Source organism: Bacteroides sp. D55t1_190419_B8 (assembly GCF_015558905.1).
Classification (GTDB): domain Bacteria; phylum Bacteroidota; class Bacteroidia; order Bacteroidales; family Bacteroidaceae; genus Bacteroides; species Bacteroides vicugnae.
In genome coordinates this window covers 14,983-35,118 of sequence record NZ_JADMOU010000045.1, presented here as the reverse complement: position 1 = coordinate 35,118, position 20,136 = coordinate 14,983, and the positions used below count along the sequence as shown (strand labels likewise).

Here is a 20,136-nt window from a genome sequence, read left to right as displayed (position 1 = left end):
CGATCTAGGAAGCCGCCCTTCTTACTTATTTAATTTCGAATGAATTTTATTCCAGTCTGCGGGAACCGTCGCCGATTACTACATCATACACTTTCGGGCTTCTGCCGAATTTAGCTTTGAAAGCAGCTTTTGTTTTTTCAACGAAGTTGTCATACAATTCGTTTTTGACAAGGTTGATCGTACAACCGCCGAATCCGCCACCCATCACGCGTGAACCGGTAACACCGTATTCTTTAGCGCAGTCATTCAGGAAGTCGAGTTCTTCGCAGCTTACTTCGTACAGCTTGCTCATACCATGATGAGTTTCGTACATCTTCTTACCTACAGTTTCGTAATCATCCTTTTCCAATGCTTCACAAACGTCGAGTACACGTTGGATTTCTTCGATTACGTATTCTGCACGCATATAGTCTTCAGCGCTGATATCAGCTTTTGCTTCTTCCAGCATAGCCATTGTACAGTCGCGCAGGAATTCTACGTGCGGATGTTTTTTCTGGATAGCCGCAACAGCAGCTTCACAGCTTTGGCGACGCTTGTTGTAAGCAGAAGAAGCCAATTCGTGTTTCACCACTGAATCCATCAGAACCAGGCGATAACCTTCCGGATGGAATGGGAAATACTGATACTCCAGTGAACGGCAATCCAGACGGATCAAGCTGCCTGCTTTACCGAATACGGAAGCAAACTGGTCCATAATACCGCAGTTCACACCACAATAGTTATGTTCTGTAGCCTGACCCACTTTAGCCAATTCAAACTTATCTATCTTGTTTTCACCGAACAGTTCGTTCAATGCGAAAGCATATGTACTTTCCAAAGCAGCAGAAGAAGACATACCTGCACCCAGAGGCACATCACCTGCGAAAGCAGTATTGAATCCCTTCACGTCAACGCCACGTTTGATCATTTCACGGCATACACCGAAAATATATCTTGCCCAGCTGGCGCGTGGAGCATCTTCTTCATTCAAGCCAAATTCCACATAATCTTTCAAGTCGATAGAGTAAGCCTTTACTTTGTCAGTACCGTTCGGTTTGATTTCAGCAATCATCCCTTTATCTACCGCTCCCGGAAAAACGAATCCACCGTTGTAGTCAGTGTGTTCGCCGATCAGGTTGATACGGCCCGGAGAAGCATATAGAAAGCCGGTAGTTCCGTCAAAGTGTTTAATGAATCGACTTCTTACGTATTCTGTATCCATGATATTTATATTTTAAAGGTGAATAAATTGAATTCTATTCTATGTGATTGTTTATTCCACAGGAATATCCTTATTTACATTCTTGCAACCTACCAGACCGTAGAACAACAGGTAAGCCAAAGCGGCGATAATAACCCAATAGCTAGGCATGAAACCAGCGATATCGGCTACTAATCCCTGAATTACAGGTAAGATACCTCCACCACATACCAGTACCATAAACAGACCGGAAGCAGCAGCCAGATATTTACCTAAACCTTCTACAGCAAGGTTGAAAATACCACCCCACATGATAGAAGTACATAAGCCCACTAATACCAGATACATGGCATTGATAGGAACTTCTGCAAATCCGAATGACAAACTACCGGTAGCGCTTTGTTGAAGTACAGGTAGATCAACCATTGTTTCTGTAGATGAGAAGATGGCAAGGAATACCAGAATCAAACCTAAAGCAGAAGTAAATGTAAGCATAGCCTTACTGGAGATTTTAGCACCAAGAGAAGCACCTGTCAAGCGTCCGATCAACATCAGGAACCAGTATGTTCCTACTACGAATCCCGAGATTGTAGAAGCGATACCTGCTCCACCTTTTTCTACAGGGTCTGTCAAGAATAAATTCAAAGTTCCCGGTACACCTACTTCAATACCTACATATACAAAGATTGCAATAGCTCCCAGGACGAAATGACGGAACTTCAAAGCACCTTTCATCAATTTACCGATAGGTTCTGTTGCGGTAGCGGCGTTAGGCTCTGGTATGCGTACAAACAAAAGCACGAAGAATGCGAAAGCGAACACAGCCATAGCGGTGTACATCACAGGGAATATTTGAGAAATAGTAGCTTTTTCGATAGATCCGGCGATAAGGATACCTACAAACATCGGAGTAATGGTAGCCATTACAGAGTTGAAAGAGCCACCTACCTGGATAAGCTGATTACCTTTGTTACCTTCGCCACCAAGTTTGTTCAGCATCGGGTTCACAACAGTGTTAAGCAAACACATAGAGAAACCTGCTACGAATGCACCGATCAAATAAACAGCGAAAGCCATTTCCGGGCTTGAATGGCCGGATAAAAACTGGATACCTACGCCTATGAAGCCGATAGCTACTGCGATAAGTGCTGTTTTCTTATAGCCCACGCGTTGTAACAGGATGCCGCTCGGAATACCCATTACTGCATAAGCAATAAAGTTTCCGAAGTTTCCCAGCATACCTAATGCGTTTGATACGTCGAACTGGTTTTTCAATACGATACCCATAGGGGCAGCGAGGTTAGTAACAAATGAAATCATACCGAAAAGGAAAATCATCGTAATGATCGCAATGATTTTTCCATTCTTTTTTTCTTGTGTCATGGTTCAAAAAAATGTTAGTTTATAAAATTAGGTTAGTTATTTTTCAAATCTTATTCTTCTACCGTAAATTTGTAGACAGTGATCTGTTGGTATTCATCACCCGGCAGCAAAGTAGCCGATGGGAAATGCGGTTTGTTCGGAGTATCCGGGAAACACTGTGCCTCAAAGCAGATAGCGCTTCTGGCAGGGAATGTAGCTCCGTGTGCACCTTCAAATCCGTTGAGCCAGTTGCCTGTATAGAGTTGTACACCCGCTTCGGTGGTATATACTTCCATGATACGTCCGCTTTCCGGATCCTTGCAAGTGGCAGCCAGATCGAGCGAACCGCTTTCCAACTTGTTCAGTACGTAACAGTGGTCATATCCTGCACCGAAAATCAGTTGCTGGAATTTGTCGTCGATACGTTCGCCTACAGTGTGCGGGGCACGGAAATCCATCGGAGTACCCTCTACTTTGGCAATTTCACCGGTAGGGATAGAAACTTCGTCGATAGGCGTATAGAAATCAGCGTTGATCGTAACGATGTGGTTGTTGACGGTAGGAGTAGGGTTGGAAATACCGGCGAGGTTGAAGAAACCGTGGTTAGTTAAGTTAACGACTGTAGCTTTGTCGGTGGTAGCTCGGTATTCGATATTCAGTGCATTTACTTCGTTGTCCAGGCGGTAGGTCATTTCTATTTCCAGATTGCCGGGGAATCCCTCTTCGCCATCGGCAGAAACATAGTTGAATTGCACCGTACTCTCATCAATCTGGACAGCATCCCATACACGGGCGTGGAAACCGGTAGGTCCACCATGCAGAGAGTTAGGTCCGTTGTTAATCGTGAGTTCATGTTCTTCGCCGAACAAAGTGAATTTTCCTTTCGCAATACGGTTGCCGTAGCGTCCGATAGTAGTGCTTAAGAAAGGTTCCGGGCTGTTGATGACGTGGTCGATGCTGTCGTGTCCGAGGATTACATTGGCATACTTACCGTTTTTGTCCGGTACCATGATAGAAAGAATGGCGCATCCGTAATTGGTTACAGCTACTTCCATTCCCTTTGCGTTTTTGAGGATAAATAAATCAGTTTTCTTATCATTTATATCCTTTTGGAAATCTTTCCGGCTAAGCCCTGATAGATTCCCTTCTGTTGGGAATGTGTTATTCATGTCTGGTATTATTAAAATTTTCCTGCAAATAAAGGGAAATTCTTTCTTACTCACAAATTATTCCGGCTAAATATAGTAGATGCTTTAGGAAAGTTTAGCTTTATTACTTCATCTTCTTCGAATGCAAGAATAAAAGATGCTTTCTTAAATGAATTTTCATCCTCCTTTTCTTAAAAACTGAACTATTTTTTGTATGTTTGTTGCCGGATTGTAACAATCCGAGCGAATTTAATCTAAGTTTATAACAAGAAAAACAAAAATGTATCCATTAAAATTCGAACCTATTCTGAAGCAGACGCTTTGGGGGGGCGACAAAATTATTCCATTCAAGCATTTGAATTCAGACTTGAAAGGAGTAGGAGAAAGCTGGGAGATTTCTGGCGTTGAGAACAATGAATCCGTAGTGGCTAATGGTCCGGATAAAGGTCTAACCTTGGCCGATATGGTCAGAAAGTATCGCGAGGAGCTGGTTGGAGAAGCGAATTATGCTCGTTTCGGCAATAAATTTCCACTGCTCATTAAGTTCATCGACGCCAAACAGGATTTGTCAATCCAGGTACATCCGACAGATGAGTTGGCGAAGAAACGCCACAATTCGATGGGAAAAACCGAGATGTGGTATGTGGTAGATGCCGACAAAGGAGCTAAATTGCGTTCAGGGTTCTCTGAACAGATTACCCCGAAAGAATATAAAGAACGCGTGTTGAACAATACGATTACCGACGTATTGCAGGAATATGAAATTCATCCGGGTGATGTATTCTTCCTTCCTGCCGGACGTGTGCACAGCATCGGGGCAGGTTCTTTCATCGCCGAGATTCAGCAGACCTCTGATATAACTTACCGTATCTACGATTTCAACCGTAAAGATGCGAATGGCAAAACCCGCGAACTTCACACCGATTTAGCCCGTGAAGCCATCAACTATGAGGTTTTGGATGACTATCGCACTAAATACGAACCGTTGAAGGACGAACCGGTAGAACTGGTTGCTTGCACTTACTTCACGACTTCTCTGTATGACATGACTGAAGAAATCAGTTGCGACTATTCCGAACTCGATTCATTCGTAATCTTTATTTGTATGGAAGGATCCTGCAAGATGAGAGACAATGAAGGTAATGAACTGACTGTCAGTGCAGGAGAAACTATCCTGTTGCCTGCTACCACGCAAGATGTCACAATCACTCCCGAAGGAGGAAATGTGAAACTGCTGGAAACATACGTGTAAGATAATATCGTACAAAATGGAATTCATCCGACTTTGTTCCGTTCTCATGATGGACAAAGCCGGATGATTTTTTTTGAAATATATAAAATAATAAATGATGTAATGAGGAACAAAAATGGATTTAGCCGGTGTGCAGAGTTCTACATCGGCCGTTTGCGAAAGGAGGGACGCCATTCTACAGCACATGTTTACAAGAATGCTCTCTTCTCTTTCAGCAAGTTTTGCGGCACGCTCAATGTGTCGTTCAGACAAGTCACCCGGGAAAGTTTACGGCGTTACGGGCAGTACCTTTACGAGTGTGGTTTGAAGCCCAACACGATTTCTACGTATATGCGTATGCTTCGTAGCATTTACAACCGGGGAGTGGAAGCAGGTATTGCGTCTTATGTGCCGCGACTGTTTCATGATGTTTATACAGGTGTGGATATCCGCCAGAAAAAAGCCCTGCCTGCTGTCGAATTGCATAAGCTTCTATATGAAGATCCAAAGTCGGAGCGATTGCGTCGTACACAGGCTATTGCCGCCCTGATGTTCCAGTTTTGTGGAATGTCGTTTGCCGATTTGGCTCATTTGGAGAAATCGGCTTTGGATCAGAATGTGTTGCGGTATAATCGTATCAAAACCAAAACTCCGATGAGTGTGGAAGTGCTTGATACAGCCAGGGAAATGATCAACCAGCTCCGTAACAGGGAAGATGCCCAACCCGATCGTCCGGATTATCTGTTTGACATTCTTAGCGGCAAACAGAAACGTCAGGATGAAAAAGGGTATCGGGAATATCAGTCCGCTCTCCGTCAGTTCAATAATTGTTTGAAAGACTTGGCTAGAGCCTTACGTCTGCAATCTCCCGTCACTTCCTATACACTTCGCCATTCTTGGGCAACGACAGCGAAGTATCGGGGAGTACCTATTGAAATGATTAGTGAATCATTGGGCCATAAATCTATAAAAACAACACAAATCTATTTAAAAGGCTTTGGACTTAAAGAACGTACAGAGGTAAATAAAGGGAATTTATCTTACGTCAGAAACTGTTGTGTAGACAGAAAGAAAAGTGTAAAGTGCTAGTAGTCAGTATTGATATATGTGCGTTACTTCTTAGGTAACGGAACTTAAATTTGACGCAAAGATAGACAAAAACATAGATAGTAAGCAAATATTCTTCCACTTTTTTTCGTTTTATCTGAAATATAAGGAAAAAAACTATCCGAACATGAAATAATCTAATTTTCATGCTCTATACTTTTTTATTGCCTAATCTCTGGATTTTTCCTGTTGAGTATTAGGCAGTTCCATTCTTGTGCCCTATTCCTATATGTGATTTCCATTTTTATTGAGATGCGTGCCTTGTGTATGTATTGTCCGTTACCTAAGAAGTAACGGAATAACATGGGGTAAAAAAACATGATTTTAACAAAACCAAAATCAATTAGTGCTGGGCCTAGTGATGGGACAGGGGAAGGCGTAGCACACTCTAAACGCTGGTATGTCGCTCTGGTTCGTATGCACCACGAGAAGAAAGTAGCCGAGCGTTTATCTAAAATGGGGATTGAGAATTTCGTTCCTGTCCAACAAGAAATTCACCAGTGGAGTGACCGGCGCAAGATGGTTGAGTCCGTTCTTCTGCCCATGATGGTGTTTGTGCATGTAAATCCGAAAGAACGCAAAGAAGTTCTGGGTTTCTCTACTGTTAGCCGTTATATGGTGATGCGCGGTGAGAGTTCTCCGGCGGTGATCCCTGATGAGCAGATGGCTCGTTTCCGTTTCATGCTCGACTATTCAGAGGAAGCTATTTGTATGAACAGTTCTCCTTTGGCACGTGGTGAAAGGGTTCGTGTTGTGAAAGGACCTCTGACCGGGCTGGTTGGTGAACTGGTCAATGTCGATGGCAAAAGCAAGATTGCTGTCCGGCTGAATATGCTGGGATGCGCTTGCGTTAATATGCCTATTGGTTATGTCGAGGCTATTTGCGAGAAAAACTAATACCCGTCAGTCATTATTTATCCACCATTTACATGAATACGAAATTATCCGGTGCTTTTGCACTGATATTCTTTTTCTTCTTTTTCTCGGCTTGCCAGTCCTATAAGAAAGTACCTTATTTACAGGATGCGGAGATTTTGAAACAGGCGAATACGCAAGTTGCACCTGTTCAGGACGCAAGACTGATACCGGGCGATGAGGTTTCCATTTTTGTTTCCACTTCTGATCCGGTTGTTTCGCAGCCATTCAATGAACAAGGCAGTACATTTCTGCTGGATGACCAGGGGAATATCAACTATCCGGTTTTAGGTAAACTTTCTTTAACCGGTTTAACAAGTCGTGAAGCTGAAAATCTGATAACGGAGAGACTGAAATCTTACGTGAAAGAACGTCCTACGGTAGTAGTCCGTATGTCCGGCTTTAAAGTTTCGGTTCTGGGAGAAGTGGCTTCCCCCGGTGTTTATCCGGTGGTGAATGAGCAGATCAATGTGCTCGAAGCACTTGCCATGGCAGGAGATTTGACAATTTATGGTGTTCGTGATAATGTAAAACTAATCCGCGAAGACAGGAATGGGCATAAACAGTTTGTTACACTCAATCTGAACGACGCGGATTTGTTAATCTCTCCTTATTATCAGTTGCAACAGAATGACATCCTGTATGTCACTCCTAATAAAACCAAAGCGCAGAGCGCAGACATAGGAACAAGTACGACGATGTGGGTTTCGGGATTTTCCATCCTGGTGTCTATTGCCAGTTTGCTGGTCAATATACTTAGATAATACCACCTAATTCCCGATACTCCTCCGTACAATTAAAACACGGACACTCCTTCATCGGATTCAAATCATGATGGCCTACAATCAACGTCTTAGGAAATATTTTCCTCAATTCGCGGAGCAGACCGAGCAAAGAAGCCCGTTGTGCCAATGTACGCGTGTCTTTGGGACGTCCTGCCATATCCAGCCCTCCTTCATAACAAATACCTATCGAATGGGTGTTATGGTCACGGCAGTGTGCCCCGACCTTTTCCAGAGGACGACCCTGGCAGATTTCTCCGTCCCGGGTGATGTAGAAATGATAGCCGATGTCACGGAATCTCCGGTGCAAGATATGATCTTGACGGCAAGCCTCCGCCGAAAGGGACTTTCCTTCCGGCGTGGCACTACAATGAATGATAATCAGAGTGATGGTACGCATAGGACTACATACAGCTCTGTACTCCGATCAAACCTCCGATAGCGGTGGCAACGGTGATAATCACTTTGATGATGAAGCTCCATACGGAGCGGGGAGATGATGAATTACTCATAGATAAGAAGTTTTAAATAAATTGATAATAGTTTTTTTATTCACCACGGAGGACACAGAGGAAACAGAGGAAAGAAATAATCTGTGGTGAAAAAACTCTGTGTCCTCGGTGTCCTCTGTGGTGAATCCTTTAAGCAGCCGGATCAGGCGCTTCACCGCCACCATCCGGTTTCGGATCAGGGTTGTCACCCGAATCAGAACCTCCTCCGGCAGTTGTCGGTTTCTGATATTCGGCCTGCTGCTTCAACTGGCTGTCGAGTTTCAGGTTGGTGGTTGACAAATTACCGGTAGCACGGGCTTTCAGACGCATACCAGTGATGTTTTTCTCCAGTGAGAAATCTTCCAGCGTATCAGCCGCCTTACTGCGGATGCCCACACCAAAGATGGCAAGGTCGTCGATTTTCACACATTTGCCATCCAGCAGCAGTTCTTTGATACAGTCAACCATGTCGGAAAGCACACCTTTGATGACACCACCGGAATACGGTGAATTGTGCTTCGACATATGCTCGGCAAGCTTTGCCAAATCAAACGTCTCGTCGCTTACTGCACGGGCGAACCACTTGCCTGCATTCAGGCCTTTCTGTTGTTGGTTTTGATAAATTTTGTAACGGATCATAAAACAATAAATTAAAGGGTTAAACATCGTGTCCGAGGGATTCTTTTTCCTTTCGACAATACAAAGATACTACCCTCAAACCTTGAAAAATCAATAGTATGCGCTTGCGTACGATTGTTGTCAATTATGCGCAGTAACAGTCGGTTATTCAATGGAAAAACGTAGGATATGTGGATATGTTTTGTTATTTTTGTAACTGTAAATCAGAAACTTATTCATTATGAACGAATTCAAAATACGTGCCTACGGCCGCATGGAACTGGCTCAACTTTATTCTCCGGAACTAACTGACATTGCTGCATATCGAAAGATGAAGAAATGGATCTCTTTATGTCCCGGACTTCTGCAACGTCTGTACGACTTAGGTTACGAATCAAAGCGCCGCTCATTCACCCCGTTGGAGGTGAGAGTGATTGTAGACGCCTTGGGAGAACCTTAGAAGAGCGGAAAAGTAAAGCACCGCTTTAGCAATCGTAAAGCTATGCTTTACCACCTCTAAAGCGCCGCTTTAGATTTCATGAAACGTCCTGTTGTTATATAAATGCAAAAAATGCACTTTTTCCGGGGGCTCCCTAACACACGCACACATGTGTGCGCGTATAAACGCCTTTATCGTCTGTATTGATGAGCAATCCTTTTTTTATCAGACGGTTCAGCCAGCTAAGAGCAGTGTTAGGTTTGATTTTCATCTTTTCAGCCTGTTCCAACAACTGTGTGCGGGTGAACTGGTTGCCCATTATTTCAAAAAGTGCATCCCGGTCAGCATTGGCTCTATGTTTGACCTCTGTGGAAGGAAGAAAAGATAAGATATGTGTGGCATGACGATAGAGCGGAGTTACAAGCTCCAGCACCGCATGGAAATCTTCAGCGGTGATTGTCATATCCCAACGGGTGATAATGCTGTCTTTGATATTATCGGCAGCAATCTCCTTGTCAGGAGTCAGCAGAGGGGCGGAAGAACCTTTGAACTGATAAGGCTGGTCGCATTCCAGTGCACGCATCATAGCTATTTCTGCCATGATACGGCACGTGTTGACAGCCAGTCGGGCTATGGAACTGCTCATTTCGTTATCGTTGGCGAGTCCCGAACGGAAAAACAGATCGGCAAAGAGAGCATTGAACTCTTGCTTTTGTTCATCAGTGAGCCGGAGCGTATGAAGCCCGTGTGCTTTCATCAGGTCCAGTTGCTTTTTCCATTCCAGACCTATGTCTGTGAAGACAGCTTCCAGATCGGTTTCGCCACTTTCAAACTGGTTGATCCATGTCCATATACCGTGCATATAATAAAACAGCTGGCGCGAGAAGAGACCGTTCTCTGTCGATGGAATAAGTGGTTTTACCTGTGCGGGTGTACCGGAAAGCAGGACGGAAAGATAGCTTTTCTTTACTTCCCGGTATTCCTGGTCGGTGCGTCGGTTGTACGACAGACGGTCGTGGTCGAACGCTTTGCGGAGCGTATCGCTCCAGTGTCCGTATTCAGAGCCGATAGCTGCAGAGATGGTGTCCGCTTCGGTTTCGCAGATAAGCCCTGTGCCGTTGGCATCCATGATATTTTGCAGAATACCCGTTCCGGTGTTATTACCCGAAATGAGAAACATTTTATTCTTGGGCATTTGAGGAGCTTCTACTTTGCAGCGCTCCTTTCCCATGACATCATAGGCGGCTTTCTCTTTCTTGTAGGCCTTGACCTTTTCCGCTACTTGTTGGCGGAGCTCGTCATGAATAGGTTCTACAAGCAGCCGGATGAACGAAAGAATTCCCTTACCCGAGGCGGAAGGAGCTACAATAAAACTTTGCAGGCAAGGAGACTGGAGTTTGCCGGCGTATGGACATCTCACATATCGCTCCATGCTGGCACCTATGGCGGTCAATGCTCCGAGCAGCATGACATCACGCTGTGTGGGGCTGGTGGCATAACTCATGATGAGCAACAGGATTTTCGGCCAGTCCGCTTCGGTGAAAGAGGGCAATGGCTGGTTCGGTTCACTACCGTCCTGCAGCTCTTCGGATTCGTCCGGTTCTTCATTGTCCACCTTATTATATACGTGCGTGTGTGTGAGATTTTTGGCCGGTGTATTTTCTGCATTTTTTGCATTTTTCCGGTGGTTCATCATTTCCTCTTTGCAGAGAGTTACACCCGTCCTTTCAGCAAGATGGAATGCAGTGCCCAGATGGACATCTCCATGCCGGGTAGTAAGTGCGTTGGAGAATATCCGTTCGGCATGTTCCCGTTCGTACTTGGCAGACACCCGGCACAACCGATGGAAAAACTCGCGTCCAGCTTCTCCGCAATCGGTTGCGATGGCGAACGCCAGTTGTACATATTCAGCATACGTAGGGGCAATATCCGCTCCTGCAGTTTCAACCGCCTCACAGAGGCGGCATAACGATTCAATTTCGTCCATAATTTTAATTTATAGTTTTTAATATCTAATTATTTACTGTTTCTAAACAACGCTCCCGGATCATGACTAAGAAAGCAAGACCTTACAATGTCCTTACCGGAAAAGTCTACCCCTTTGCGTTTTTCTCCGAATGGAGAAGGTGTTTCCGTACCATAGAGCAGCACGGTGAACATCATTGCCAGCTTCATATTTTCGATGATACTGTTTGTGTCGTTAGCCATGGGTAAATGATTGTAGGGTACGAATGCTTTCACACCCCGTCCACTGGGACTGATAAACGTGAGTACAGGATGCAGAAGGTGGTCATTAAACAATGCGCTGCGCATTTCCACTGCCTCCTGATAGGAGTCGAGATGGTCGATATCTACCACCACCAGATGTGAAGAAGCTACGAAACATTTGCTGTTTCGACGCGAGAACGTACCACAGGGAGTCACATAAGGCAATAGTGATGCTTTTGCGGTCCGTATATCTTCGGAATTGCGTACTTGTCCGGTCAGGATTTTGAGATTCTCGTTGCAGGTTATCATTTGAAAAACTTGCTCTACGGAGACTTCGCAGGAGGGAATAAGTGTTGCAGGAGTAACAATCCGTCCCTGTTCATTTTTGATGGGAGCAATGGGAGGCATGAAATAAGACATTCTGAAATCGTTTGTCATCATTTAATTTTTTAAGTTTTTAATTCAGTAATTGCTTTGTCTTTCAAAAGCATGGGCGAAGATCAGCAAAGATTTTAAAATGCTGTTCCCGACATGTCGGGAACAATGTGAAAATAATTAACGTGAAACTTACATATTTAACAAAAAACAAAGAAATGGACATGCGAAACGAAATTCGCCACGAGGCTTTAGGAATCCTGATTGAGGAGGAGTTGAGACGTGCGGGGGTGAATATTACAGCAATGTGTGATGCTATGCACATGGGGCATACGACTTACTCTGATCTAAGGGGGGCTCCGATAAACATCTGAAGTATTACGAAGGTATTCTTGATTTTTATTGTAACGCTCTTACCGATGAAGAAATTCTTGAAAAAATAGAAAAGTGGGCATTGATGTATCTTCGGTACAGGAAAAAGAAGAAAGAGGAACTTGCTAACAATGATAAAAACTGTACTAATGGAGTGGTAGAGCTAGCATATGATGATTGAATGAAAAAAGATAAATAATATTATGCAGGAAGTCCAACGTTTTAATAAAGTCCTAAAATCTTTTGTCCTTTTAGGGGACATTATCTTACTGAACTTACTGTTGTGGGTATTCGATTCTCTTTGGGGAAACCGTTCCCTTTTTGAGTTTTCCATGCCTCTTTTCCAGAGCATGGCTTTGATGACTTTATGTTATCTGGTTTGCAACATTCGTTCCGGAGTGATCCTTCATCGTCCGGTGGTTCGTCCGGAGCAAATCATGCTTCGAGTGGCACGGAACATGATTCCTTTTGTATTGATGGTGTTGGGACTCTCATATATTTTCCATTTTGAATGTGTTAACCTGCGTCAGCTGGGGGCATTTTACGTAGTTCTCATTATCGTTATTATTTCTTATCGCCTGACGTTTCGTTATATTCTGGAGCTTTATCGCAAAAGTGGGGAAAATGTCCGAAAGGTAGTACTGGTGGGTAGCCATGAAAATATGCAGGAACTTTATCATTCCATGACGGATGATCCGACATCCGGATTTCGGGTACTGGGATATTTTGAAGATTCTCCATCAGACCGCTATCCTATGAATGTAGCATATTTGGGACAGCCATGCGAAGCCGTTGATTATTTGACCCGTAATGCGGGAAAAGTAGACCAGCTTTATTGCAGTCTTCCTTCCGCCCGTAGTGCTGAAATTGTGCCGATTATCAACTATTGTGAGAACCATCTGATTCGTTTTTTCAGCGTTCCCAATGTCCGGAACTATCTGAAACGGAGAATGCATTTTGAAATGCTAGGTAATGTTCCGGTACTTTCTATCCGTCGTGAGCCACTAGAGTTATTGGAAAATCGCATTGTGAAACGTAGCTTTGATATTATTTGCTCGCTACTGTTCCTTTGTACCCTTTTCCCGATTATATATGTCATTGTGGGACTGGCTATAAAGATAAGTTCTCCTGGACCTGTCTTTTTCAAACAGAAACGAAGTGGTGAAGATGGTCGTGAATTTTGGTGCTATAAATTCCGTTCGATGCGGGTGAATGCTCTATGTGATACATTACAGGCTACCGAACATGATCCTCGTAAAACCCGAATCGGTGATTTGATTCGTAAGACGAATGTGGATGAACTTCCTCAATTTATTAATGTACTGAAAGGGGATATGTCTTTAGTGGGTCCTCGTCCGCACATGTTGAAGCACACAGAAGAATATTCCCATTTAATAAATAAATATATGGTTCGTCATTTTGTGAAACCGGGTATTACAGGTTGGGCACAGGTGACAGGTTTTCGTGGAGAAACAAAAGAGCTTTGGCAGATGGAAGGACGCGTGCAACGTGACATCTGGTATATTGAGCATTGGTCGTTTCTTTTGGATTTATATATCATGTATAAAACTGTGTATAATGTCATCCGCGGGGATAAAGAGGCTTATTGAAATAATTAAAGATTAAAAACTAAAAATTATAGGCGGTTATGAAAAAAATGGCTGGATTGACTCTTTGCTTGTTACTTACTTTTTTGCTGGTATCCTGCCAAGCATACAAGAAAGTGCCTTATTTGCAAGATACAGCTTTTGTGAATGATACAGAACAGAGTGTTCATCAGACAGGTGTGAAGGTAATGCCAAAGGATTTGTTGACGATTGCCGTGTCTTGTTCCACTCCGGAACTGGCTGCACCTTTCAATCTGGAAAATTCGGGTACTGATGCTCCACAGCAATATTTGGTAGATAATCAGGGAAATATCAACTTTCCGGTATTGGGCGAGATTCATGTAGGTGGATTGACTAAACTGGAAATAGAAAACTTGATTATAGAGAAATTGAAAGTTTATTTGAAAGAAGCACCGCTTGTAACTGTACGTATTGTTAATTATCGGATTTCGGTATTGGGGGAAGTTACAAAGCCAGGCAGCTTTGTAGTCTCTAACGAGAAGATTAATTTGTTGGAAGCCCTTGCAATGGCAGGTGATTTGACCATTTATGGTATGCGTGATAATGTGAAATTAATCCGAACAGGGCAAGATAATAAACAGGAAATTATTACTATGGACTTGAATAAGGCTGAAACGGTACTGTCTCCTTATTATCAGTTACAGCAGAATGATATAATTTATGTGACACCTAATAAGACTAAGGCTAAGAATTCGGATATAGGAACTAATACGGGATTATGGCTGTCTAGTACCTCTATTCTGGTTTCACTAGCAAATATATTGGTAATTTTATTAAAATAGTGATTAATAATGAAAGAAAATTTGTATGATAATAATATGAATGAACTAGATGAAGAAAAAGTAAATTATCAAGAACTTCTCTTTAAGTATATAATTCATTGGCCTTGGTTTGTAGCTTCCGTTTTAGTTTGTTTGGTTGGTGCTTGGATGTATTTACATTTTCAGACTCCTGTGTATCAAGTTTCTGCTTCTATCATGATTAAAGATGATAAAAAGAGTGGGAGCGGAAATGCTGCTGATATAGAAAGTTTGGGATTAGGTGGAATGATTACTTCTGCGCAGAGTATTGATAACGAGATAGAAGTACTACGTTCAAAGACAATATTGAAAGAAGTTATTAATAATCTCGAACTTTATATTACTTATTATGATGAGGATGAGTTTCCTAAAGAGGAACTTTATAAAACTTCTCCAGTAATCGTTAATCTAACGGCGCAGGAAGCGGATAAACTGCCGAGTGATGCTTTGGTTGATATGAAACTGACTCCTGAAGGTAATTTGGAAGTCAATTTGAAAGTAGGTTTGAATGAATATAGTGAACATTTTGAAAAACTTCCGGCAGTGCTACCAACAGATGTCGGTACATTTGGGTTTACACTGAAAGATTCTTTGTCGAATGGGAAGATTGAAGGACAAGGTGTAGTACGAAATATTAATGCTATAATCAGTCAGCCGTTTAGAGTGGCAAAAGTCTATCAGTGGGCATTAAATATAGAACCTACTTCTAAAACGACTTCTGTCGCTGTTGTTTCTCTGATGGATACGAATATACAACGTGGACAGGACTTTATCAATAAGTTAATGGAAATGTATAATCGGAATACGAATAATGATAAGAATGAAGTTGCAGAAAAAACAAAGGAATTTATCAATGAACGTATTAAGATTATTGATGAAGAACTTGGAAGTACGGAGGATAAATTGGAATCATTTAAGAGAAATGCAGGTTTAACTAATATTGGTAGTGATGCTCAATTAGCAGTTGAAGGAAATGCTGAATATGAAAAAAAACGTGTAGAAAATGGTACACAGATTAACTTGGTTCGTGATCTCAGTAAATATATAAATAATCCATCGAATGACTATGAGGTGTTACCTAGTAATATTGGTTTATCTGATAATGGTTTAACTACTCAAATTGATCGTTACAATGAGTTGATTATTGAACGCAAACGTTTACTTCGTACTTCTACGGAGAGTAATCCGATGGTTGTAAATCTGGATACGAGTATTCGTGCTATGAAGGCGAATGTACGAGCTGCTATTGATGGGACTTTACAAGGTTTGCTTATTGTGAAGGCTGATTTGGATCGTGAAGCAAGTCGTTTTTCTCGCCGTATCAGTGATGCGCCGGGACAAGAACGTCAATATGTGAGTATTGCGCGTCAACAAGAAATTAAGGCTGGACTTTATCTGATGCTTTTGCAGAAACGTGAGGAGAATGCTATCACTTTAGCTGCTACTGCCAATAATGCTAAGATTATTGATGAGCCGGCAGCTGAAGGTGGACCGGTTTCCCCAAAGCCTAAAATGATTTATATGATTGCTTTAGTGGTAGGAGTGGGATTGCCTATTGGTGTTATTTTCTTACTTGGTCTGACTAAGTTCAAAATAGAAGGGCGTGGTGATGTTGAGAAATTAACGAGTCTACCTATTGTCGGTGATGTACCTTTGACTGATGAAAAAACAGGCTCTATTGCAGTGTTTGAGAATCAGAATACTCTAATGAGTGAAACTTTTCGTAATGTCCGTACTAATCTACAGTTTATACTTGAAAATGGTCAGAAAGTAATTCTGGTGACTTCGACAGTTAGTGGTGAAGGTAAGTCTTTTATTTCTTCAAATCTTGCGATTAGTCTATCTTTATTAGGAAAGAGGGTAGTAATTGTAGGGCTTGATATTCGTAAACCCGGTTTGAATAAGATTTTTAATATCCCCCGAAAGGAGCAAGGAATTACCCAATACCTGTCAAATCCGGAGAAGAATCTAATGGATTTCATTCAGCCTTCGGATGTTAGTAAGAATTTATATATTCTTCCTGGTGGAACAGTACCACCTAATCCTACGGAATTATTGGCTCGTGATGGTTTAGATAAAGCGATTGAAACATTGAAAAAGAACTTTGATTATGTGATTTTGGATACTGCCCCTGCTGGTATGGTGACTGATACTTTGCTTGTAGGGCGTGTAGCTGACTTATCCGTTTATGTATGTCGTGCTGATTATACTCGGAAAGCAGAGTTTACCTTGATTAATGAGTTGGCTGCTGATAATAAGCTTCCCAATATCTGTACCGTTATTAATGGTCTTGATCTTCAAAAAAAGAAGTATGGCTATTACTATGGTTATGGTAAATATGGCAAGTACTATGGCTATGGTAAGCGTTATGGCTATGGTTATGGCTATGGGGAACATAAAGTAAAGGAAGAAAAAAAGTAAGTACTTAACAATAACAATATATGAATATAGCGATCGTAGGCACAGGCTATGTTGGCTTGGTGTCTGGTACTTGTTTTGCCGAAATGGGTGCCACTGTAACTTGTGTGGATGTAGACACAAATAAAATTAATAAACTGAAAGCAGGTGAAATGCCTATCTATGAGCCAGGATTGGAGGAATTGGTAAAACGCAATGTTAGCTATGGACGACTCAAATTTACAACGGATTTGACAGATGTTTTAGATAATGTGGAAGTCGTTTTTTCTGCAGTAGGAACTCCGCCAGATGAAGATGGTAGTGCCGACTTGAAATATGTGCTTGCTGTAGCTCGTCAGTTTGGACAAAATATCAATAAGTATACCATTCTGGTGACTAAATCAACTGTACCTGTAGGCACCGCTCAAAAGGTAAAAGCTGCTATTCAAGAGGAGTTAAAAAAACGTGGAGTGGATGTACTTTTCGATGTAGCTAGTAATCCTGAATTTTTGAAAGAAGGTGCAGCTATCAAAGATTTTATGAGTCCTGATCGCGTGGTAGTGGGTACGGAAAGCGAGAAAGCAAAGGAAGTAATGACTAAGCTCTATCAGCCTTTCTTACTTCAAAATTTCCGTGTTATCTTTATGGATATTCCTAGCGCAGAGATGACCAAGTATGCAGCTAATGCTATGCTTGCTACCCGTATTAGCTTTATGAATGACATAGCTAATCTATGTGAAAGGGTAGGGGCTAACGTAGATCATGTGCGTCGGGGTATTGGAACCGATGGACGTATTGGCCAAAAGTTCTTATATGCAGGCTGTGGGTACGGTGGTAGCTGTTTTCCTAAAGATGTAAAGGCTCTGGTACATACTGGAATTGATAACAACTATCATATGGAGGTGATTGAAGCTGTAGAGCGTGTGAACGAGCGTCAGAAGAGTATTGTCTACGATAAACTTACCATCCTGATGGGTGATGTAAAAGGAAAGACTATTGCTTTGCTTGGCTTGGCTTTCAAGCCGGAAACCGATGATATGCGTGAAGCTCCAGCTTTAGTAGTAATAGACAAACTACTGAAGAACGGGGCAACTGTCCGTGTGTTTGACCCTATTGCAATGCCCGAGTGTAAGCGTCGCATTGGTGATGTAGTGACTTATACTGAAAACCTTTACGATTGTGCAGTTGGTGCTGAAGCTTTGTTGTTGATGACTGAATGGCGCCAGTTCCGTCTGCCTACGTGGAACGTTATTCAGAAGGTTATGAACGGTAAGTATATTGTAGATGGGCGTAATATTTGGAATCGTGTGGAGCTGGAGGAGATGGGATTTGTTTATACTCGGATTGGGGAGAAATAATTTTTTCATTTAATATCTGCAAGTACAATGTAGATTTTATATCTTATAATTATTTTAAATGAGTAATAGTTCTAATAATAAGCGTATAGCTAAGAATACTTTATTTTTATATTTACGAATGATAGTTGTTATTATCATTGGATTATATACAAGTAGAGTTATTCTCCAAACGTTGGGGGTTGAAGATTATGGCATTTATAACCTTGTAGGAGGAATTGTATCTATGTTATCTTTTCTTAACTCTGCGATGGTAGGTGCTTCTCAGCGTTTTATTTCTTATGAATTAGGCTGTAACAATATCCAGAAACTTAAAAAAGTATTTGCGACATCTATTATGGCACATTGCACGTTGGCAGTTATTATATTAATTATTGGAGAAACTATTGGCTTATGGTTTGTGAACACTCAGTTGAATATAAATGCAGATAGAATGATTGCTGCTAATTGGGTTTATCAGTGCTCTATCGGTATCTTTTTATTAACTATTGTTAGTGTACCATTTAATGCTTGTATTGTAGCTCATGAACGAATGAAAGCTTTTGCCTATGTTAGTATATTAGAGGCGATCTTGAAGCTATTAATTGTTTATGTATTGTTGATAGTTCTGATAGACAAGCTTATTACCTATTCAATTTTAATGTTATGTACTTCGACTATAACTAGTTGTATATATGTGTTATATTGTAGGCATAACTTTGAAGAATCCCGAACAACAGTAATTGGAGATAAAAGACTATTTAGAGAAATGTTTGCTTTCACCAGTTGGAGTATTATTGGCAACTTTGGATTTACTTTTAGAGATCAAGGGTCAAATATTATATTGAATTTATTTTATGGTACAACGCTTAATGCAGCAAGGGGTATAGCTCAACAAGTAAATGGTATTATTAGTAATTTTGCAGGCAATTTCATCATGGCTTTAAATCCTCAAATTACTAAACAGTATGCTAGTGGTAAAACAGAACAATCTGTTAAACTTGTCTATACAGGTAGTCGATTTTCGTTTTTTTTATTATCTATAATTACAATACCATTTTTTATCAATATCGACTACTTATTAAAAATATGGCTAGGTAGTGTTCCAGAGTATACAGGACTTTTTCTTAGGTTGGTGATGATATCTTCTCTTATTGGAGCTATGGCAAATCCTATTGTGACAGCTCTTCAGGCGACAGGGAAAATTAAAGTTTTTCAAATTATGATTTGTGTAATTATGTTGTGTGAACTTCCTTGTGCTTATTTAATTTTAAAATTGGGTGGGGCTCCTTATACAGCTATGTATCCTACTATTTTAATTACATTAATAGCTCTTTTTGCTAGATTCATTATCTTAAAAAAAATGATTCCAGCATATAGCTTAAAGTTTTTCTCATTTTCGATTGTATTCCGGAATGTGCTGATTGCTTTTGCTAGCTTTATTGTTTCTCAATATGTGAGAGATTGTTTTGAAACTTCATTTCTAAATTTCTTTGTTACAGCAATTGTTTCGTTTGTAATAACTGTTATCTTGATTTATATCTTTGGTTTGAATTCGAACGAGCGTAATATCTTAAATAGTAAGTTAAAGCAATTAATCAATAGGCCATTGCCTGGAAAAATTGGCTAAAATAGTCAATATTGAAAATCTTATTAGATACAAGTATTACAAACACTGTCAGTAGGCAGAAATTTCATATTTTATTTAGTAATACAAAAATCTGTTTTTGAGTTATCTATCTACCCATT

General features: G+C 41.4%; 19 protein-coding genes. 11 read left to right on the top strand and 8 right to left on the bottom strand.

The annotated features are described in order from the left end of the window. Positions 1-46: 46 nt before the first annotated feature. Genes galK through I2I13_RS23155 form a run of 3 tightly spaced genes read right to left on the bottom strand, consistent with a single transcriptional unit; the run spans position 47 to position 3,711 of the window. Positions 47-1,201 carry a galactokinase gene (gene galK / locus I2I13_RS23165; protein ID WP_195650654.1) on the bottom strand — a complete coding sequence of 385 codons (1,155 nt, stop codon included), beginning with the start codon at positions 1,199-1,201 and terminating at the stop codon, positions 47-49. A gap of 51 nt (positions 1,202-1,252) precedes the next feature. After that, the gene (locus I2I13_RS23160; RefSeq protein WP_074556471.1) at positions 1,253-2,563 is read right to left on the bottom strand and encodes an MFS transporter; all 1,311 of its coding nucleotides are present in this window, start codon (positions 2,561-2,563) and stop codon (positions 1,253-1,255) included. A gap of 50 nt (positions 2,564-2,613) precedes the next feature. Further along, the gene (locus tag I2I13_RS23155) at positions 2,614-3,711 is read right to left on the bottom strand and encodes an aldose epimerase family protein (protein ID WP_074556472.1); all 1,098 of its coding nucleotides are present in this window, start codon (positions 3,709-3,711) and stop codon (positions 2,614-2,616) included. A gap of 259 nt (positions 3,712-3,970) precedes the next feature. On the opposite strand from I2I13_RS23155, the gene I2I13_RS23150 reads away from it, so the two are divergent. The 4 genes from I2I13_RS23150 to I2I13_RS23135 all read left to right on the top strand — a co-directional run bounded on the left by I2I13_RS23150 (position 3,971) and on the right by I2I13_RS23135 (position 7,707). Then, positions 3,971-4,942 (top strand): type I phosphomannose isomerase catalytic subunit, encoded by a 972-nt coding sequence (locus I2I13_RS23150; protein ID WP_148366271.1) that lies wholly within the window; start codon positions 3,971-3,973, stop codon positions 4,940-4,942. 102 nt (positions 4,943-5,044) lie between these two features. Continuing rightward, the gene (locus tag I2I13_RS23145) at positions 5,045-6,010 is read left to right on the top strand and encodes a tyrosine-type DNA invertase cluster 3b (RefSeq protein WP_195650653.1); all 966 of its coding nucleotides are present in this window, start codon (positions 5,045-5,047) and stop codon (positions 6,008-6,010) included. Positions 6,011-6,346: 336 nt separating this feature from the next. After that, on the top strand, positions 6,347-6,925 hold the full coding sequence (locus I2I13_RS23140) for a UpxY family transcription antiterminator (RefSeq protein WP_148366277.1): 579 nt from the start codon (positions 6,347-6,349) through the stop codon (positions 6,923-6,925). A gap of 32 nt (positions 6,926-6,957) precedes the next feature. After that, the gene (locus I2I13_RS23135; RefSeq protein WP_148366279.1) at positions 6,958-7,707 is read left to right on the top strand and encodes a polysaccharide biosynthesis/export family protein; all 750 of its coding nucleotides are present in this window, start codon (positions 6,958-6,960) and stop codon (positions 7,705-7,707) included. Here the strand turns inward: I2I13_RS23135 and I2I13_RS23130 are convergent. The 3 genes from I2I13_RS23130 to I2I13_RS23120 form a co-directional block, all read right to left on the bottom strand. Further along, positions 7,700-8,125, bottom strand: a complete 426-nt coding sequence (locus I2I13_RS23130) for an N-acetylmuramoyl-L-alanine amidase (protein ID WP_148366281.1) — start codon at positions 8,123-8,125, stop codon at positions 7,700-7,702. The genes I2I13_RS23135 and I2I13_RS23130 overlap by 8 nt on opposite strands. A 4-nt stretch (positions 8,126-8,129) precedes the next feature. Next, positions 8,130-8,237 carry a smalltalk protein gene (locus I2I13_RS23125; protein WP_004297473.1) on the bottom strand — a complete coding sequence of 36 codons (108 nt, stop codon included), beginning with the start codon at positions 8,235-8,237 and terminating at the stop codon, positions 8,130-8,132. A gap of 129 nt (positions 8,238-8,366) precedes the next feature. Continuing rightward, positions 8,367-8,855 (bottom strand): DNA-binding protein, encoded by a 489-nt coding sequence (locus I2I13_RS23120; RefSeq protein ID WP_148366283.1) that lies wholly within the window; start codon positions 8,853-8,855, stop codon positions 8,367-8,369. Between the two features lie 220 nt (positions 8,856-9,075). Here I2I13_RS23120 and I2I13_RS23115 point away from each other — a divergent pair, with 220 nt between their 5' ends. Beyond that, positions 9,076-9,294 (top strand): DUF4248 domain-containing protein, encoded by a 219-nt coding sequence (locus tag I2I13_RS23115; RefSeq protein ID WP_004297475.1) that lies wholly within the window; start codon positions 9,076-9,078, stop codon positions 9,292-9,294. A gap of 133 nt (positions 9,295-9,427) precedes the next feature. Here I2I13_RS23115 and I2I13_RS23110 read toward each other — a convergent pair whose 3' ends face one another. Then, positions 9,428-11,260, bottom strand: coding sequence for a DUF3987 domain-containing protein (locus I2I13_RS23110; RefSeq protein WP_195650652.1), 1,833 nt, complete (start codon positions 11,258-11,260; stop codon positions 9,428-9,430). Positions 11,261-11,289: 29 nt separating this feature from the next. Further along, positions 11,290-11,919, bottom strand: coding sequence for a BT4734/BF3469 family protein (locus I2I13_RS23105; protein WP_195650656.1), 630 nt, complete (start codon positions 11,917-11,919; stop codon positions 11,290-11,292). A gap of 161 nt (positions 11,920-12,080) precedes the next feature. On the opposite strand from I2I13_RS23105, the gene I2I13_RS23100 reads away from it, so the two are divergent. From I2I13_RS23100 to I2I13_RS23075, 6 genes are all read left to right on the top strand, one after another. After that, positions 12,081-12,230 (top strand): hypothetical protein, encoded by a 150-nt coding sequence (locus I2I13_RS23100; RefSeq protein WP_167511822.1) that lies wholly within the window; start codon positions 12,081-12,083, stop codon positions 12,228-12,230. Between the two features lie 201 nt (positions 12,231-12,431). Beyond that, the gene (locus I2I13_RS23095) at positions 12,432-13,838 is read left to right on the top strand and encodes an undecaprenyl-phosphate glucose phosphotransferase (RefSeq protein ID WP_195650651.1); all 1,407 of its coding nucleotides are present in this window, start codon (positions 12,432-12,434) and stop codon (positions 13,836-13,838) included. Between the two features lie 38 nt (positions 13,839-13,876). Further along, positions 13,877-14,638: a polysaccharide biosynthesis/export family protein gene (locus tag I2I13_RS23090; protein ID WP_195650650.1), complete on the top strand. Its 762-nt coding sequence runs from the start codon at positions 13,877-13,879 to the stop codon at positions 14,636-14,638. Between the two features lie 9 nt (positions 14,639-14,647). Continuing rightward, positions 14,648-17,077, top strand: coding sequence for a polysaccharide biosynthesis tyrosine autokinase (locus I2I13_RS23085; protein WP_195650649.1), 2,430 nt, complete (start codon positions 14,648-14,650; stop codon positions 17,075-17,077). Positions 17,078-17,097: 20 nt separating this feature from the next. After that, on the top strand, positions 17,098-18,411 hold the full coding sequence (locus tag I2I13_RS23080) for a UDP-glucose/GDP-mannose dehydrogenase family protein (RefSeq protein ID WP_195650648.1): 1,314 nt from the start codon (positions 17,098-17,100) through the stop codon (positions 18,409-18,411). 58 nt (positions 18,412-18,469) lie between these two features. Continuing rightward, on the top strand, positions 18,470-20,017 hold the full coding sequence (locus tag I2I13_RS23075; RefSeq protein ID WP_195650647.1) for a lipopolysaccharide biosynthesis protein: 1,548 nt from the start codon (positions 18,470-18,472) through the stop codon (positions 20,015-20,017). The last annotated feature ends 119 nt before the right edge of the window (positions 20,018-20,136 follow it).